This is a genomic window from Aeromonas rivuli (assembly GCF_020149575.1).
GTDB lineage: Bacteria > Pseudomonadota > Gammaproteobacteria > Enterobacterales > Aeromonadaceae > Aeromonas > Aeromonas rivuli.
In genome coordinates this window covers 3019962-3038537 of the sequence record NZ_CP079742.1, presented here as the reverse complement: position 1 = coordinate 3038537, position 18576 = coordinate 3019962, and the positions used below count along the sequence as shown (strand labels likewise).

The following is an 18576-nucleotide window of genomic DNA, read 5'->3' as shown; positions in this document are numbered from 1 at the left end:
TGTGTTTGTCACCTGACAAAGCCTGAACTGTATTTACCGGCCTTATGGCCGGTTTTTTTTATGTCTGCCATTTATGTCTGCAAATGGAAGGGGTGAGGCTTAGAAGCCGCTCTCCCGTAGCAGCACCGAGGCGAGCTGGGTCGCCGCCTCGCCGAGCAGGCTGCGCTCGCTGCCGCTCAGCACCACCTTGCCCCGGGTTTCGCGCAAGCTGGCGGGGGCCTGATTGAGCTGGACGCGCACCAGGAACAGGGTCTGAGTGGGCACCAGATCCTGCCCCTGATTGTTGGTGGCGATGGGGCCGCCGAAGTGGGAGCTGAGCATGGGATACTTGATCTTGCCAGCCCGGGTGGGGGCTATGTCGACCAGGGTGCCCAAGAGGGGGGTGGGGACACCGTCCGGGTAGAAGCGCACCGGGCTGCCCAGTTGCAGGCGGGCCACATCGTCGGCGGCCACATACGCATCGAGCTGCCAGTGGTCGGGATCGATCAGTATGCCGACCGCCTGCTCGCTATTGAGCCACTGGCCCGGCTGCCATTGGGGATCCACATCCAGCCAGAGGCCATCGAAGGGCGCCTGCAACTTGAGCCGGGCAATCTCGGCGCGAGTGGCACTCGCCTCCCGGTATTGCACCCGCAGCCGCTCTTTCGTCGCCGTCTGCTCATTGAGCCCCAGGGGATCATCCACCATGCCGCCCAGGCGAGCGCCGTAGCTCTGTATGCTCTGCTCATTGCTTTGCACCTTCCAGGCCAGATCAGGATCCACCAGTTGCAGCAGCGGCTCCCCCGCCTTGACCGGGCCTGTGGGTCGCAGGGCGTCCAGCTGGGCGGGGAAAGGGGTAAATACCGGCAGCTGCCGCTCGGCACGGGCCACGCCGCTGCCCTTGATCTCGCTGTGCCAGGGCAGGGCCAGCAGGGTGAACAGGGTGATCAGGATAAGGCCGAGCCAGAGCCGACGAGGCCGGGCGACCTTGGCCCGCTCCTGCCACCAATGCTTGATCTCCCGCCAGACGGGCAGGAGGATGAACCAGCTGATCTCGACGCAGAACAAGAGGATCCCGAGCAGCTTGAAGAAGAGTAAATAGACGGCGACGGCGATACCGAGGAAGAGCACCAGTCGATAGAGCCAGGTCACCATGGCGAAGGTGATCAGAAGGCGGCGTTTGGATGCGGGGAAGGGCTCTGGCCAGGGCTCCATCAGGCCGAGCAGGCGGCGGCGCATGGCGACCCGGGCCAGGGCCGAGGCCCGTTCATGCAGGTTCGGGAAGTTGAGCAGATCCGAGAGGATGAAATAACCATCGAAGCGCATGAAGGGGCTGGCGTTGAGGGCGAGGGACAGTATCCAGCTGGTGGTGGCGAGATAGAGCAGGCCGTTGCGCAAAGCCCCGTCTGCGCACAGGGCCCAGCCCAGGGTGGCGAGCCCGGCAAGGGCCAGCTCGGTCAGTATGCCGGCACTGGCGATGGCGAGTCGCTGACGGGAGTGCGCCAGCTTCCAGCTCTCGCTGGTGTCGGTATAGAGCATGGGCCAGAGCACCACGAAGGCTATTCCCATGTGGGCAACCCTGACCCCCTGGCGCGTCGCCACCAGGGCGTGGCCCATCTCATGGAGCGTCTTGGCCAGGGCCAGCGCCAGGGCGAAGCTCAGCAGCCCATCGAGGGAGAACGACTCTACCACCGCATGGCTGAACTGATCCCACTGCTGCAATACCAGCAGTATGCCAAGCAGACTGGCGCCCACTACCAGCCAGCCGGTGAGGGGGTGGAACAGCCAGCCGAGCCGGCTAGCCAGCGCTTGCAGCCGGGCCTGGGGGCGCAGCAGCGGCACCCGGAAGAAGAGGTAATGGTGCAGCCACCAGCGGCCGGTGAGCCAGGCTTTGCCCTCGCTCGCCAGGCGCAGTCGCTCCACGGCTTGGGGGTTGGGGCGCAGCAGCTGGTGGCGCTCTAGGAACTGGCAAAAACCCAATATCTGTTCCACCTCGGGGTGCAGGGCCGTCTCGGCGGCGATGGCCTGCTGCAAGCGGCGGGGGGTCTGTCCGGCCCAGCGAACCAGGCATTCGAACTCAAACCAGCCGATACGGTAGAAGCGATTGACGACCTTGTCCTGGATCAGCCAGGCCGGTTCCCCATCCGGGTTGCGGCCGGTTGGACAGAGCTGCAGATCGTCACGCAGGGCTGGCAGGGGGAAGTCGGCGGGATCCAGCATCAGAGCCCGCTCCAGGCCCGCAGGGCGGCCAGGGGGCGGCGCAGCAGATAGTAGCCGAGCAGCACGCGCTCGCCATAGAGCTTGGCGGTGCCGTGCAGACCAAGCCGGGCGTGGGCGGGGGCCTCCTCTATGCTGGCCAGCAGGCGATAGGCAACCACCCCTTCGGCGTTGGTCTGCGCCTGATAGCTGGTCTCCAGTATCTTGCCGCGCAGGGGTTGCAAGGGGTAAGCCGTGAGGAAGAGCGCCACCTCGGCGCCGGGCTCAAGGGCGATGGCATCGGCCACCGGCAGCTGGATGCGCATGGCGGGGCGGGCGGGATCTGCCAACTGCATGATGCGCTCCCCGGTCACCACCGGCTTGCCGAGCCAGTCATTGGCATCGCTGAACACGGCGACCCCGGCGGCGGGGGCCACGACCTGGCTGCGACCGAGCTGCAACTGGACGCCGTTGAGCTCGGCCCGCTTCTGCTGGGCGCGGCCGCTGAGCAGGGTCAGCTCGCGCCGACTCTGGGGATTGTCGAAGGCGCGCTGGCTGGCAGCAAGCAGCTCGGCGTCGGCGACGGCGACCTCCTGGGTCAGCACCTCGGCGCGGTTGCGAAGGGTGGTCTCATCGAGTCGAAACAGCGGCGTACCGGCACTGACTGCCTGATTGGGACGCACCGCCACCTCGGCGATGACCCCCGCCAGCGGGCTGCTGATCACCTGACTCTGGCGCGACACTATCTCGGCCGGTGCCAGGGCGCTCTGTCTCACCGGGATGAGCAGCATGAGCCCGGCCACCAGGGCCAGCAGCAGCAGTTGGCGTCGACTCGGGCGCCAACCCAGCAGGCGTGGCTTGTGAGTCAGGCTATGCCAGCAGTAGGCCCAGGTTTGCCAGACCCCCTGCATCAGGGTCAGCAGGGCTTCGGGCGGCTCAGCCTCGAGCAGCAGACAGACCAGGCCGAGCCTGGTCCCCTCTGTCTGCTGGATGGGGATGCACAAGACGCCGTCCGGCCACCATTCACTCCAGCCATCGGCCAGCGATTCGGGCAGGTCGAGCGCCTCCCTCGCCAGCCAGCGCGGTGCGCTGTCGACCAGCTGCGCATTGATCCAGCGGCTCGCCTGCTCCAGCCAGATAAGGTAGGGCGAGTCCTCGCTCGGGCGAGCCAAACCCGAGACGCAGAGCAGCTCCTGGGCCTGGCCGTGGTGGGCGAAGACCAGGGCCTGATGGAAGGGCAACAACTGATAGAGGTCATTGGCCATGGAGAAGGCGAGGGCGTTGAGACTGGTCGCCGCCATGGCCCTGTCCCGCAGTGCGGTCAGGGCCAGCAGCAGCTGGGGAGAGGGGAGGCGTTCCGTCATTGGGTCAGGCGGGCGACGCCACTCATGCCGGCGACCAGCTCGGGATAGGATGCCTCCAATTTGGCCTCCAGCTCGACGGTCTGGGCCACGGCATCGACCCTGGCATTGATCCGGCTCACCTTGGCCGGGTAGGCTTTGCCCGTCTCGAGCACACTGACCTCGAGGGATTGGCCCTCCTTGAGGGTGGGTAGCAGGCGGGAGGGCACGTTGAGCCTTACCTTGAGCGGGCCATCACTGACCAGGTCGAACAGCGGAGTGCCGGCGCTCATGGTCTGATAGGGCTTGGCCTGTACCTGGGCGATGCGGCCAGCAAAGGGTGCCTTGACGTCGCAATAGCTGCTGCGGGTGCGGGCCAGGGCATCGGCCCCCTCGGCCCGCTGTACCCCGGTGGCGGCGATGGCGACTTCGAGATCGCCGACCGCATCAAGCTTGCGCAGGCTCTTTTTTGCACTGAGATCCTGGCGAGCCATCTGCAATTCGGCGCGGGCGACCCTGGCCTGCGCCTCTCCCTCCCGGCAGTCGAAACGGGCCAGGGTGGCCCCCTTCTTCACCGTTTGGCCGAGCCGTCCCTGGAGTTCGCCCAGGGTGCCGCTCATCTGGCTGGAGAGGGTAGCCTCCAGCTCGGCGGCGAGCAGGATGCGGATCGCATTGGGATCATCCTGGGCCGCGCCCAGGTTGAGGGGCGGTGGTGTGGCCGGGGTGGGACTCTCGGCCTGGGCCGTCAGGGGCAGCATGAGCGCCAACCACAGCCAGGGCCCGAATGGGCGCCCGGGCTTAGCGTGCAAGGGCATAGGGAACTCCTCTATTGGTACCAATCAGTTCCTGGCTTGCCTGGCGCTTCATGGTCACTTCGATGGCATGAGACAGGGTCTTGATGTCGTTCTGGGCGATCTCGTCCGGTTGCACATCCAGGCCGACCGAGTTGTAGAGACGGCCCCAGGCCGCCTGGGCTTGGGAGTAGGCGGCCTCGCGCTGATAGCGCGACAGCAGGTAACGCCCCTCGGCCCGGATCACCTCGAGTTCGGAACCCTGACGGCTGGTACTGGCGGCCTGGGCATAGCTGAGCAGGCTCTCATCGACCCGCAGGCTCTCGTCGGCGAAGGCGACCTCCTGGGAGGCCAGGTTATAGCGCAGCACCCCGACCCTGACCTGGGTCAGCACCGCCATGGAGAGGGCGACCCGGCGTGCATCATCGGTGGCCTCCTGCGACTCTTCCATGCCCCAGATGGCGGGCAGTTGCAGGAATTTGAGCAGGTTGAGGGAGACCTGCAGCCCCGCCTCGGACCAGTGGTTGTTGTAGAGATATTTGTTTGAGTCGTAGTTGTAACCCCAGTTCAGCCCCACGTTGGGCCACAGCTCCGCCTTGGCGATCTTGATGTCTTGCTGGTTGGCGCGCTTGCGATACCACTCTTCCATGATTTCGGGGCGGTTCTCCAGGGCCATCTGCTCCAGATTATCAACCCGTTGGGTCAGGACCGGCAGATTGGGCTCGGGGTCATCGGCCAGCACCATCTCGCTGCCGGGGGGCAGGGACATGAGGGCGGAGAGCTCGGCGCGGGCGAACTCCAGATCCTGACGACGCTGGTTGAGCAGGGAGACGGAGTCGATCAGTGCTCGTTGGTAAGCCAATGCCTCTTGCCGTGGCATCAACCCCTGGGTTTCGGCCTGACGGGCCGAATCGAGGGCCATCTGGGTGCGGGTCATCAGCTTGTCGACCTGAGGCAGCAACCGCTGGGCGCCGAGGGCGCGCCAGTAGGCACTGCGCACATCCTGCAGCACGTTCTGGGAGACCTTGCGACGACGCTCTTCGGCCATCATCACCTGATCCCCCTTCTGCTGACTGCGGTAGTAGGCCACGCCAAAATCGAGCAGGCTCCAGCTCAGCCCCAAACCACTCAGGTCGCGGTAGCGCTCCTGAGAGGTTGAGGCCCGCAGACTCTCTTCCCCGTCCTCGATGCCGATCGAGGTGCCGCCGGACTCATTGCTGCGGCTGGCGTAACCGGCCGAGGCGACCACTCGGGGCAGCATCTCATAGCTGGAGAGGTCATGGAGATCCGAGGCCAGTGCGCCTTCCATCAGCTTGAGGCGATAGTCCAGGTTGTATTTGAGCGCCCGGGCCGCCGCCTCGTAGAAGGTGATGGGATGAGTGACAGGTTCCTGCTGGCCATACATGAGTTTTCGGTCCAGGCGGATCCTGTCTTGTTTATCCTGCTGGGTATAAACCTCCGGCGGCAGGGCGCTACAAGCGCCCAGCAGCAGGGTGGAGGCGAGGGTAAGTGGTCGAAGAGCGTGTCTTGGCATCATCTGTCCTTAGAATCAAACGCCTGAATTGGTCACAAAGGGCTGATTGTCCCCTTTGGGCTGGGCAGAACGCCCGGCGGCTTCTTGTAGTTGTCTGGTAAAGCTGTTGGCTTTGGTCGGCCGCTCGCCCTGGGACGAGGGGGCCTTCATGTCTTGTGGCGTCAGGGCAAACACCGATTCGTCACTGAGCAAGCCATCGGCATTGAGATCGACCCGGCCATGGCGGCCGAGGAAGCTGGCAAGATCCAGCTCCTGCGCCATGGCGCTCTCCTGCACGCTCTGACCGACGAAGGTACCCTCTATCTGGCCAAGGCCCTGGCCGATGCTCTGGCTGCGGATCTCGGGGGGCATGCCGAAGAACAGCTGGCTGCCGTCGGAGCGATCGCCGCTGGCATCGAGTCCCAGTCCGACCCGTTGCACCACTGGGGTGACGAAGATGGCTGGCGTGATATCGGGTAGCCCCGTCTGCCGATCATTGTCTATCTCCCTGTCGAGCCGATGGGGGCCAACCCCTCCTTTTTCGGGAGGCGGCACGTAGGGCGCGGAGATGTCCAGATGGATCACCAGCTGGGCCAGGTCGGTGGCATCGCTGCCATCAATCAGGGTGTAAGTGAACACATCCTGCAGCACCTGTCCCAAACCTGCGGCGGCCAGCACTTCCCTGTTGGTCAGGTCAATGGTGTAGCTGTAACTGCCATCCCCATTGAGGGTGAGCCAGCCGTAGCGACCGGCCAGGGGTTGGCCGAGTTGACCTGCCTGGCCACTGCCGCTCTCGGTGCCACTGCGCACCCCTGTGACCCGCAGGGGATCATTGGCATCGACATCGCTGTCGTTGGGCAGCACATTGCCGGAGGTATGAGGGGGTTGAACCTGATCATTGGCGAGCGAGCTGTCATCCTGGGCGACGGGATTGTCATTGGCACCCTGGATGACGACGGTCAGCCGCGCTTCCGAGAAGGCCCCTGCCTGGTCACGCATCCGGTAGCTGAACACTTCGGTGAGGGTCTGGTTGGCCGAGCGCAGCGCCTCTACCTCGGGATTGTCATTGTCGACCAGATACTGATAGCTGCCGTCGCTATTGAGGATCAGCTGACCATAGCGCCCCTGCAGAGTCTGGCCCGCATTGACGCTGACACCGGCGGCGCTGGTGACGGTGAGCACCGCTTTGGTTTCCCCATTGGCCTGGCTGTCCACATCGGTATCGTTATCCAGCACATTGCCAGCGGGATCCAGACCGGCGCCTGTGTTGTGAACGCCACCGGTTTCAATGGCGGTGGTGGTGTCATCGACGGCGATGGGGGTGTCGTTGCTGCCGCGAATGGTCAGGGTCAGAGTGCTGGCGCTGCCTACCCCCCAGATATCTTCAATCTGATAGCTGAAGACCTCGACCAGGGTCTGATTGGGGCCGCGCAGAGCCTGCACCTCGGCCAGGCTGTTATCCAGGCTGTAGTGCCAGCTGCCATCGGCATTCATCACCAGATCCCCATAACGGCCATGCAATACGGTGCCGAGACTTGCCCCCTGGCCACTGCTGTTCTGGACCCCGGTCACCGTCAGGGCATCCCCTTCCAGATCGGTATCGTTGCCAAGCACGTTGCCACTGGGATCAAGACCCGGCTGGCCGTTATTGAGCCCACCCGCCTCTATCACCTGAGCCTGATCCGGGTTGGCAACGGGGGCATCGTTGCGTCCCCGTATGATGATGCTGAGCTGGGCCAGGTCGACGCCGCCAGCGAGATCCTGTGCCTGATAGGTGAAGTTGTCTCTTAGGGTCTGCAGGGGGGCCAGGCCTTGCACATCGCCATTGTTGATATCCAGCACATATTGGTAGTGGCCGTCGAGGTAGAGCGTCAGGGTACCGTACTGGCCGGTCAAGACCAGAGGGGAGCCTTGAGTGACGGGGGCCAGGCTGCCACCGGCCTGCTCCTCACCGGTGCGGCCTGCCGTCAGGGTCAGGCTGTCCCCCTGATCGACATCTCTGTCATTGGTGAGCAGATTGCCACTGGGGTTGCTGACATTGCCTGCGCCATTGTCGGCCACGGCGATACCAGTATTGTTCTGGGCCAGGGGGGCATCGTTGGCCCCTTCGATGCGGATGGTCAGATTGGCCGCGCTGGTGACACCACTGGCATCGCCCATGCTGTAGCTGAAACGGTCTATCAGGATATCGGTGCTGGTACGCAGGGCTTGCACCGCCGCCAGGCTGTTGTCGATCACATAGGTGTAGCTGCCGTTGGCGTTGAGGGTGAGCCAGCCATAGGTGCCTCTGAGCTGGTTGCCCAGCGTTCCCGTGGTGCCCGCGCCCGTGGTGGTACCGGTACGTACTGTATTGACAGTTTTCGTCTCGCTGCCATTGGCCGAATCGGGGTCAGTGTCGTTGCTCAGTACATTGCCGGTGGCATTGCTGCCTGGGGTGGTGTTGTTGACGCCCCCCGCCTCGACGGCTGTGCCGGTATCATTGACTGCTACCGGTGTGTCGTTTCGGCCCTGAATGGTGATGGTCAGAGTCGACGCGCTGACCAAGCCAGCCAGATCCCTCATCTGATAGTCGAATACCTCGCTGAGCGTCTCCCCTGGCCGCAGCTTTTGCACATCGGCATTGCTGTTGTCGAGTACATAGCTGTAACTGCCATCCGCGTTGAGGGTAAGGGTGCCATAGAGCCCGTTGAGGGCCGTGCCGGGGGCGGCGTTGTTGCCAGTGAAACTGACGCCGGTGACGGTGGGTTGCTCACCGTAGCGATCCGGATCCGTGTCGTTGCTGAGCACATTGCCGGTTGGGTTGCTACCTGCGGTACCATTGTTGAGGCCACCGGCCTCGATGGCGGTGCCTGCATCGGCGACGGCAGTGGGGGCATCATTGGCCCCCTGAATGGTGATGGTGATGCTGGCCGAACTGCTGGCGCCATTGGCATCAACCATGGTGTAGCTAAAGCCGTCACTCAGGGTATTGCCCGACAGGCGCAGGGCCTGCACCGTCGCCAGGCTGTTATCGACCTCATAGGTGTAGTTGCCATCACTGTTGAGGGTGAGCCAGCCGTAGGTGCCCCTGAGCGGACTGCCCAGGGTGCCCGCGGTGCCACTGCCGGTGCTCACTGTCGTGACACTCTGACGCTCATCGATGTTGGCGGACTCGGGGTCGGTGTCGTTGCCCAGCACATTGCCGGTGGCATTGCTGCCCAGGGTGACGTTATTGACACCTCCCGCCTCGACGGCTGTGCCGGTATCATTGACGGCTACCGGGCTGTCATTACGCCCTTCAATGGTGATGGTCAGGGTCGAGGCGCTGATCTGGCCGCCCAGATCCGTTATCTGGTAGTCGAACAGTTCGGTGAGGGTTTCCCCTGGCAGCAGCTTTTGTACGTCGGCATTGTTGTTGTCGAGCACATAGCGATAACTGCCATCCGCGTTGAGGGTGAGGGTGCCATAGAGCCCGTTGAGGGCTGTGCCGGGGGCGACATTGCTGGCACCGAAGCTGGCGCCGGTCACGGTGAGCTGCTCGCCATTGAGATCCGGATCCGTGTCGTTGCCGAGCACATTGCCGACTGGATTGCTGCCAGCGATGCCGTTGTTGAGGCCGCCCGCCTCGATGGCGGTGCCTGCATCGGCGATGGCGGTGGGGGCATCGTTGGCCCCCTGAAGGGTGATGGTGATGTTGGCCTGGCTGGTGGCGCCTGCGGCATCGATCAAGGTATAGGTAAAGCTGTCTGTCAGGGTATTGCCCAACAGGCGCAGAGCCTGCACCGCCGCCAGGCTGTTATCTATCTCATAGTCATAACTGCCGTTGGCATTGAGGGTGAGCCAGCCATAGGCGCCCTTGAGCGGGTTGCCCAGGGTGCCAGCGGTGCCCGTGCCGCTGGTGGTACCGGTGCGCACCGCGCTGACGGCTTGGGTCTCGTTGAGGTTGCTTGCATCCGGGTCTGTGTCATTGACGAGCACATTGCCGCTGGCATCGCTGCCCGGCGTGGCGTTGTTGATCCCTCCCGCCTCGACGGCCGACCCCGTATCATCCACCGCCATGGGGGCATCGTTGGTGCCATTGATGGTGATGACCAGGGCGGCGATATCATTGAGGTTGCCACGATCCGTGGCTCTGTAGCTGAAGGTCTCGGTGAGGGTGTCTCCTGCCCGCAGTGCCTGGACGGTGGCATTGCTGTTGTCAATCACGTAGCGATAGCTGCCATCGGCACCCAGGGTCAGGGTGCCGTACAGACCGATGATCACGGCGCCATTGGCGCTGGTGCTGCCTGCTGGCACGTCGGTTATCTGGCTGAGATTGGTGTCCGGCCCCAGAGCCACCTTGCTGACGTGGCTGCTGTCCCCGCTATCGATGTCGCTGTCGTTGCCCAGCACATTGCCGGTGGCATTGGTGCCTGCCTGGCCGACTCCCTGCTCGGTGGCACTGCCGATGTCATCGCTGGCCACAGGGGCATCGTTGGCCCCCTGGATGGTGATGATGAGACTGGCCTGGCTGCTGGCACCGTCGATATCCAGCAGTTGATAATCGAACTGCTCGGTCAGGGTGTCGCCACTGAGCCGCAGGGCCTCCACCTCTGGATTGCTGTTGTCGACCACATAACGGTAACCGCCCCCGGTCAACAGATAGAGGGTGCCGTATTTGCCCTCAACAGTGACGGGATTATCGACCGAGTTTGGGGTGGCACTGTTGCCGGTGGCCACACTGGCAACCAGTCCCAGGTGCAAGATGTCGCCATTGGTGGCGATATCCACATCGGTGTCATTGCTGATCAGGTTTCCCTGAGGGTCATTGCCAGGCACTGTGTTGGCCGTACCACCGGCCTCGATGGCGGTGGCGCTGTCGTTGTTGGCAACGGGGGTGTCATTGACCGGATTGATGGTGATGAGGATGCTGGTGGTGGCAGTCAGGGCATCCTCGGCGTTGCCGGGAGTGCCGTCACCATCGAGCTTGTCACCAAACTGGCCATTGTCATTGACCAGGACAGAGAGGGTATCAGTGCCGTTGAAATCCTGATTGCCACGGTAGTTGAGGGTCAGCAGGGCGGCATTGAGGGCGGCCAAATTGCCGGTCAGCACCAGCTGGGCGCCGCCATTATTGGTGACGACATTCAGGCCAGTCGCACTGCCCAGAGAAAGCACCCCATGACCCACTGTCAGGGTGAGGGTCAGGGCGCCGCTGCCCGCATCTATGTCGGCGACCGAGAGGCCAACCAGCGCCAGGTCGAGATCCTCATCCACGCTCTGGGCTGGGGTGGTGTTGCCCAGGGTGGGGGCATCGTTGAGTTCCACATAACCGATATTGGCCCCATCTTCATACTGGCCAGTGTTTATCCCTGATTCGGTGAGCGCTATGCCAACCTGACCCAGGTCGCCACCATCGCTGTCGATGCGGACCTGCAAGGTGCCCGCGCTGGCATCGGTGATGGTGGTGCCAGCCGGTCCGTCGAGGCGATAGACGCCCGAAGGCAGTATGCCGAATGAGAAGTGGCCGCTGCCATCCGTAGTGGTGACAAAGCTCTGGTTATCACCAGTGGTGGTCAAGTCGTTATCCAAGCCGCCCCAGACCAGGGTCACCGTCTGATTGGCAAGCCCCGGGCCATCGGGGCTGGTGCTGGCGGTGGCGCTGGCAGTGTCATTCCAGAGGGTGCCGCTGATGATCCCGAGCCCGGCTGCGCTGGTGAGCACGTAGTTGTTGAGGGTATTGCCCTGACCATCCTGGCCGGTACGCTCGCCGCCGGCGGTACCGTCAACGCCAACGTTGTCGCCACCCCAGGTTGTGAAGCTGTCCGGCAGGCTGGACCAGCTCAGGCTGGCATCGGTGCCGGCAATGGTCGCGCCGTTTGGCAAGTCGACCTGATAGACCAGGGTCACCTTGGCCCCTGCATCCAACTGAGAGAAGTCGACGGCAAAACTGCCCCCTTGGGTGACACTGATGATGACGCCGGGTGGCAGACCAAAGTTGTTGCCGCTGTCGCTGCTGTCATAGGTGTACGTTGTACCGCCCAGCTCTATGATCAGGCTGTTGAGGGCATAGTTGCTACCACCGGGGAAACCATCGGTCAGGCGAGGCTCGAAGGCGGTCATGCCCCCATTCTGCTCGAAGCTTATCTGCACCACGGCGCTGCCGGTATTGCCTGCCGGGTTGGGGTTAAAGGCGATCACCTCTTTGTCGAGGTTGGCAAAACCAGGCTCAATGATGTCCTGATAGACCACTTGGCTGATACCGCGCTGCACCAGGTTGTCGGGATCGACACCAATATAATCCTTGGCGCTGACCTCAAGCTGGGTACCAGCCTGGTTGCCCAGGCTGTTATCGACCCGCACGTTGAACTCGATGGCGATCCCTTCCTGATCGAGATCGGCATCGAGGTTACTGATGTCGCCCAACCGGAAGATAATGGTCTGGTTGCCATCGGCATCGGTCACTATCTCTATCTGGCCAGCGGCCAGCAGCCCGGTTAACTCGTTGGCCAGGGTGGAGGAGATGGCCTGGGCGGCGCTGCTGGTCTCGTCGCCAGTGACATCGGCACCCGTGATGGCGGTGCCGCTCAAGCTGCTGGTCAGACCGCCATTGGAGATGAGGGCGAGGCGCACCTGATCCTTGTCGATGAAGCTGAGCCCCTTGGGCAGGCTGATCCGCAATTCATAGTTGTCATTCTCCCCTTGCGGGAGCAGGGCCACCACCTTGTAGCGGATGATCTCGCCGACCGTGACCTGTTCATGGCTGGCATTGGTGGCACCACCGCCGGTTTCGGTGACACCACCCACCCGGGAGATAAAGATGCCGCTGGCGATGGGGATCAGCCCCTGGCTGACGGCTCGATAGTCATTGAGCACGTCACTACCCGGTACACCATCGGCGCCGGTGCGCTCACCGGCGGGGTCGGCGCTGGTGCCGACACTGCCATCGAGGCTGGTCCATTGGACTTCGACCTGGTTGGGAAGCTGGGCCAAGTTGGTGGCGCTGGCATTGACTACCCCGCTGATCACCAGGGTCAGTTGCTTGCCCACGGCGATATCGAGATTGGCATTGGCCTTGGTCTGCAATTGGCCGCCCACTATCTCGAACTGGCTGCTGACATCGACGCCATCATAGATGACCGAGTCCAGGCTGTAGTTGCTGAGCTGGCTGGGCAGCAGATCGCTCAAGCGGATGTCGAAGGCATCCAGAGGCCCATTGTTGCTGATCACTATCTTGACACTGACGTCATCCCCTTGCTGGAAGCCATAGGGCGGCGGCGTGATCAGCAGGTCCTGGCTGACGGTGAGCTTGGGCTCCTGAATAATGGCATTGGGGGCCGGGGTCGCAGTGATGTCTCGCACCAGTGCCGCACCACCGGCTAGGTCGCCATCGGGATCCTGATAGTGCAGGACGGCGCCATTGCTGAGGGTGGTGCCGTCCTGATTGCTGAGCACGTTATCGGCGATGAGCCTGACCCTGATGGTGAAGCTGTTGTTCCCTGCGTTGTCATCGGCATTGGCGCCGCTGACACTGAAGCTGAAACGGGCATCGACACCGTTGCTGCCGATAGTCCCCCCTATTCCACTGAGGAGAGGGTCACTGACCGAGCCGCCAAATCCGGTGAGGATCAGGTCATAACCCTTGCCGCCGTTGTAGCTGGTATCGAGCTTGAAGCCGGGCGGAATGAGGTTGTCAATGTTGAGCTGCTGGGTGCTGCCCTCGGGCAGGGTCACCACTATGTCGTAACCCATGCTCTCGCCAATCACCAGATTGGCGCCCGAGGTATGGCCCGCGCTGGAGGCGTTGCCTGCATTGCCGCCGGTGAAATCGATGCTGATGGTGGGGGCGGCGACTTGCTCGCTTGCCGTCTCCGTCAAGTCGGTGGGGGTGAAGTCATCACCGTTATCAATGCTGGCATAGTTGCTCAGCACAGCGCTGGTCTCCAGGGTGCTGCTGGCATTGATGTTGTCGGCAACCGTCACATCGTAAGTGATGATCACCAGGTTGCTGCCAGCCAGGTCGGCAGCGGTGCCATCGCGTCCTGCCAGCAAGGTGGCTTGCCCCCCCGCATCGAGGAAGCTGATGGTGTTGCCGTTTACCTGATAATCGGTACCCAGTACAAGCGGGGTGCCGTCACCACGGTAGATCTTCAGATTGGCATCGGCCAGGGTGCCATTCAGGAAGGAGAGGCCGGCGGGCAGATTGATGCTGGTGACGACATCGAAGGCGCCGCCACCACCGCGGTTTTCAATGGCGGTCGCCAGGCGCAGGGCATCACCGCCATCTATGCCACTGACATTGCCATTCACCGCATTGATATCGGTGACTGTGCCAGTGAAGGGCATGCCGCCACTGCCCGGTTGCTGCCAGCTACCCGTGGTACCGCTCACCGTGCCGTTGTTCGATGAGACGACACCGTGGCCGATGGCGAGATCCGGTTCGGCGATGGAGGTAATGACGGTGACGTCCGAACTGCTGAGCTGGGTCTTGTCGAGGGTGGTCACCTGACTCGACTGGGCCAGTACATCGAGCTCGCGCTGGTCGGCAAAGGGTTGATCGCCAACGGTGAGGGTGAACTGTATTTCGATGCGGGTGCCGTTCAGATCACTGGTGTCATAGCTACCGAAGTCGAAGATGAGTGAGTTGCCCGGCCCATTGGTGACACTGATGATATTGCCCAGGTTGGTGTCACCGCTGCCGAAGTGCCATTGGCCGACGCCGTTGCCTGCGGACCAGTTGATGCCGCTGAGATCGAACAGGGGCAGGGGCAGATAGGCGGTGAGTTTGAACTGTTCATAGTCCCCGGTCACCAGATCGTAACTGAGCTGGAAGGTGACCTCGTCGCCGGGGTGCAGCTCGACGGCGCCTCCGGGATTCGCGCCCCCATTGATATCGACCAGATCGATGACAACCTGGCTGGTGGGGATGCGGGTGGTGGTCTGGGAGCTGTCGGACTCGCTACCGCCGGTCAGGTTGATGCTGCTTTCGACTATGGTGGCGGTGACGCTGGCGCTGTTGCCAAGGGCATCCCCCTCATTGATCTCGCTCTGGGGATTGCCGGCCGGGGGGGTATAGCGTTGGCTGATCAGGGCGCTGTAGCTCAGCAGCGCCAGGGTGGCACCCTGCTGCTGACTGTCATTCAGGGCAAGATCGCCAGCCAGCCAGCTGATGAGTTGATTGGCATTGGCCAGGGACTGGCCGATGTCGAAGGTGATGCTGGTGGTGCCATCGGCATTGAGGGTGGCAGTGTAGACCAGGGTGATGGTCTCGCCTGTGGCGCTGCCATTGCGAAACAGGGTCAGGGTCGGGACACCGGTCAGGGTCTGACCATCACTCAGGGTGTCGGTGACCACAAACTGACCTTCGCCGAAGGTGGTTTTGCCAAAGGCAAAGTAATCAGACAGCGCCATATTGACCCTGTAATCCAGGGTATCTCCCGGACTGATGCCCGCCTTGCCGCCATCGACGCTCAAGGTGACATCTTTTTGCAGGGTGATGGAGCGGGCAGTGAAGGTCACTGTGTCACCTTGGCCTGCAAAATCGATGCTGGTGGCCGGCGCCGTGACATCCCGGCCATCGAGAGGCACCCACTCACCCTTGCCAGTGGGGGCGTCGATCACTATCTGCACCGCATCGCCGCTGTTGGGGTCTATCACCTGCTCGCCATTGGCATCGGCATCGGGCACGTAGAACTTGACCTGCGTGTCGGTCGCCATTGTCAGCGTGCTGTATTCGACCGTGAAGGCGCTGATAAAGAGGCTGTCACTATTGATGGCGGCATCCATCAGCGCCGGGTTGGTGATGACGCGACCATCGGAGAGGGTGATGGAGGTCAGGGTGCCATTGGCACCAGGGATGATGGCGGTCACCTGCATATTAGACGGCAGGGTCTGGCTGATAACCACATTGCTCAAGGGCTGGCCATCGGCCGGGATGGCGGTCAGGGTCAGGGTATGGTTGAAGTTGGGCCCGGTGGCGGTCTCTCCTTCGCGCATATCAAGGCTCTGCTCGAAGCTGATAACCGTCGGGTTGACCACAAAGGTATGAATGCTGCTCTCGACCAGGCTGGGGTCAGCCTGGGGGTTGTTGAGGGAGTCATTGCCGAACTGGAAGCCACTGCGCGTCCCTATGGTCAGGGCTGGCGAGCCATTGGAGTAGCTGGTATCGGCCAGATTGCTCAGACGCGCCGTGACATCGATGGCGATGTCCGGCTGCCCCTGGCTCAGGCTGCCAAAGGGGATCTCCAGCACTATCATGGTATCCCCGGCCCTGAGCCCGACATCGCTGGCCCTGATGATGAGCGGATTACCATTGTTGTCGACCGCGAGGGGATGAGTCGCGTTGCCCGAGGCATCGAAGGTGACCTGATGGAACTTCAGGGTCTGATCCAGGTAGGTTGCCTTGACGAAACTGATGCCATCGTCGCCATCCTTGCCGGTGCTGGGCAGATAGAGATCCACATAGGGGGCATAGCCTACCTGGCTGGATCCGTTGCTGACGTTAACGGTGAATTCGAAGCTGTCACCGAGCAGCACATCCGAACTGCCCTGGCTCAGGCTGGTCTCGGGACTGGCATTGGCAAGCAGGCTGTCAAAAGCTTGTACGGCCTCCCGGCTGAGGGCCAGGGGTTGTTCGATGAGGCCGCTACGCACCTCCAGATCCCAATCGCCACCCTTCTCCCTGGCGCCGGTATCATCGCTGGAGGCCGCTACATCGGCACCGGTCCACTTGGCCAGGGCGCTGACCAAGGCCTGACCCGCATCGCCCGCACCGACTCTGCAACCGTACAGCTGAATATCTGCATCATCGCTCAGATGGCTTTGCCAGCCTTGCAACTGTTGGGAGACGCTGGTCAGGCTATCGGCCGTGAGGGTGCGATCCCCCAGAGTGAACTGTCCGGCGGCGCCGTGGGAGAGGATCTGGATGGCATCGACCTGGCCCAGCTCGGCCAGTTTGGCGCCTATGGCACTCAGGGCGTCGGTGTTGCTGTCGATGACAAGCAGGCTGACGTTGCTGCCGAGGTGCTTGGTCAGCTCGCTGGCCTGCTCGATACGGGCATCGACGACCAGCAACTGGCGGGGTTGGCCGCTTTGATTCGGCTCGGCGTGATCAGGCGCTGTCTGGGATGCGTCCTGATTATCCTGGCTCTGATGGTCAACGGCGACGGCGGCTGCGCCATCGAACAGAATGCGTGGCTCCAGGGCCAGCATCTGTTGATGGGGTCTGAGAATTGCAGATGAAAAGGGCTTGGCCATGGCTATCGCTTCCGTGCGGCAGAGAATGGCTCTAGTTATGTCACATATAAGGTACATTTTCCACGCTCCACATGGAGCAATTTTGCATAAGATTGTGGCTTAACGCCTTGTTTTCAGGTCATAAAATCTTCACATGTGAATCATTGAGGCAGTTTCAGCTGAAATCTGGCCCCGCCGAGGGGGGATTCATCCACCCGGATTTCGCCGCCATAGCTGTGTACTATCTCGGTGACCACGGCCAAGCCAATGCCCTGACCCGGCGAGGTGTCGGCGCGCACCCCTCGTTGGAATATCTGCTGCGACTTGCTCGGCTCTATGCCTGGGCCATCATCCTCGACCTCGATCAGCAAGCCATTGTCCTGACGGCGCACCTGGACCCGGATCTCGCTGATGGCGAACTTGCAGGCGTTATCGAGCAGGTTGCCCATCAGCTCCATCAGATCCCCCTGTTCCCCATGGAAGAAGACGTCGTCGTCAAACAGGAAACGGGTCTGCAGCTTCTTGTGGCGGTACACCTTGGCGAGGCTGGCCAGCAGTTTTTCGATGAGCGGCACGGGTTCTGTCCCCTTGCCGGCGAGGCGTTTTCGGCCAGTCACGGCTCGGCGCAGCTGATACTGGACCATCTGATCCATGGTTAAAATTTGTTCATTGATGTTTTCGTGTAACTCCTTGCTCATTGCGACATCTTGCGTCGTCATCTGTATGAGCGCTAATCGGGTCTTCAAACTGTGGGCGAGATCATTGAGGGCATGTTGGTAGCGCAGGGTCTGCTGGCGTTCGTTCTCCAGCAGCTGATTGACGGAGCCGGTGAGGGGAGCCAGCTCGCGCTCGTAATCTTGTGACAGGGCATCCCGTTTGCCTGCGCGGATTTCATCGAGCTGGCGCGCCATGGCGCGCAGTGAGGAGAGGCTCCAGAAACTGGTGAGTAGCAGCAGGGCACCGAGCAGGGCATAGGCGAGCAGTGCCTGACGCATGCACTGGTAGAGGTAATCTTGTACCTGCTGTTGATACGAGGTGGCCGAATCAATCATCACCACGTAATAGGTGACGGGGCCCTGGCCATGGTTGCGCATGAAACGCAGGCTGTAGATGAAGTAGCTGTTGCCGCTCTTGATGGTGATCAGCTTGAAGAAGTAGTCATGATCCATCTTGCCGAGGTAGTTCATCAGATCCTGACACAGGGTCGGTTTGGCCTCGAGCACCTCGGGATTGTGCAGACTGGCCCAGCTTATCTGACCATCTGCGCGGCAGATCATGGTGTCTAGTCTCGGATCGGCAGCATTCTTGTCCAGGGTATCGAACCCGGCCTGGCCCTGATTATCGGGCAGTTTGGAAGAGAACAGCTTGGAGAGGTTCTCCTGCATCTGGGTGCTGGTCTGTTTGACGAGCTCTTCCTGTTTGGCCAGATAGAGGGCATAGACGGCAAAGGCCAGAATGAGCGCGATGACCAGCATGGTGCTCAACATCAGCTTGGCCAGCAGGGAGCGGCGGATCAACGGCATGGGCTGGCCTCGGTGAGAGTCTGGGGAGGGGCTCGCGATGC

At 62.2% G+C, this 18576-nt stretch carries 6 protein-coding genes; all 6 read right to left on the bottom strand.

Annotated elements, in window-relative coordinates:
- Positions 1-99: 99 nt before the first annotated feature.
- Positions 100-2199, bottom strand: coding sequence for an HlyD family efflux transporter periplasmic adaptor subunit (locus tag KYK33_RS13950; protein ID WP_224430918.1), 2100 nt, complete (start codon positions 2197-2199; stop codon positions 100-102).
- A complete protein-coding gene (locus KYK33_RS13945; RefSeq protein ID WP_224430917.1) occupies positions 2199-3539 on the bottom strand; it encodes an efflux RND transporter periplasmic adaptor subunit in 1341 nt (446 codons plus the stop codon). The genes KYK33_RS13950 and KYK33_RS13945 overlap by 1 nt, the downstream gene beginning before the upstream one ends.
- On the bottom strand, positions 3536-4330 hold the full coding sequence (locus tag KYK33_RS13940) for an efflux RND transporter periplasmic adaptor subunit (protein WP_084218134.1): 795 nt from the start codon (positions 4328-4330) through the stop codon (positions 3536-3538). Before KYK33_RS13940 ends, KYK33_RS13945 begins: the two co-directional genes overlap by 4 nt.
- Complete coding sequence (locus KYK33_RS13935) at positions 4314-5840, bottom strand: TolC family protein (protein WP_224430916.1); 1527 nt, start codon at positions 5838-5840, stop codon at positions 4314-4316. The genes KYK33_RS13940 and KYK33_RS13935 overlap by 17 nt, the downstream gene beginning before the upstream one ends.
- Before the next feature lie 15 nt (positions 5841-5855).
- Positions 5856-17033 (bottom strand): VCBS domain-containing protein, encoded by an 11178-nt coding sequence (locus tag KYK33_RS13930; RefSeq protein ID WP_224430915.1) that lies wholly within the window; start codon positions 17031-17033, stop codon positions 5856-5858.
- A 140-nt stretch (positions 17034-17173) separates the two neighbouring features.
- Positions 17174-18535 (bottom strand): ATP-binding protein, encoded by a 1362-nt coding sequence (locus tag KYK33_RS13925; protein WP_224430914.1) that lies wholly within the window; start codon positions 18533-18535, stop codon positions 17174-17176.
- Between the last annotated feature and the right edge of the window lie 41 nt (positions 18536-18576).

Bases quoted from the DNA above. Each gene is read 5' to 3' on its own strand.
- KYK33_RS13935 (WP_224430916.1), bottom strand. From the start codon at position 5,840: ATGCCAAGACACGCTCTTCGACCACTTACCCTCGCCTCCACCCTGCTG.
- KYK33_RS13930 (WP_224430915.1), bottom strand. From the start codon at position 17,033: ATGGCCAAGCCCTTTTCATCTGCAATTCTCAGACCCCATCAACAGATG.
- KYK33_RS13925 (WP_224430914.1), bottom strand. From the start codon at position 18,535: ATGCCGTTGATCCGCCGCTCCCTGCTGGCCAAGCTGATGTTGAGCACC.
- KYK33_RS13950 (WP_224430918.1), bottom strand. From the start codon at position 2,199: ATGCTGGATCCCGCCGACTTCCCCCTGCCAGCCCTGCGTGACGATCTG.
- KYK33_RS13940 (WP_084218134.1), bottom strand. From the start codon at position 4,330: ATGCCCTTGCACGCTAAGCCCGGGCGCCCATTCGGGCCCTGGCTGTGG.
- KYK33_RS13945 (WP_224430917.1), bottom strand. From the start codon at position 3,539: ATGACGGAACGCCTCCCCTCTCCCCAGCTGCTGCTGGCCCTGACCGCA.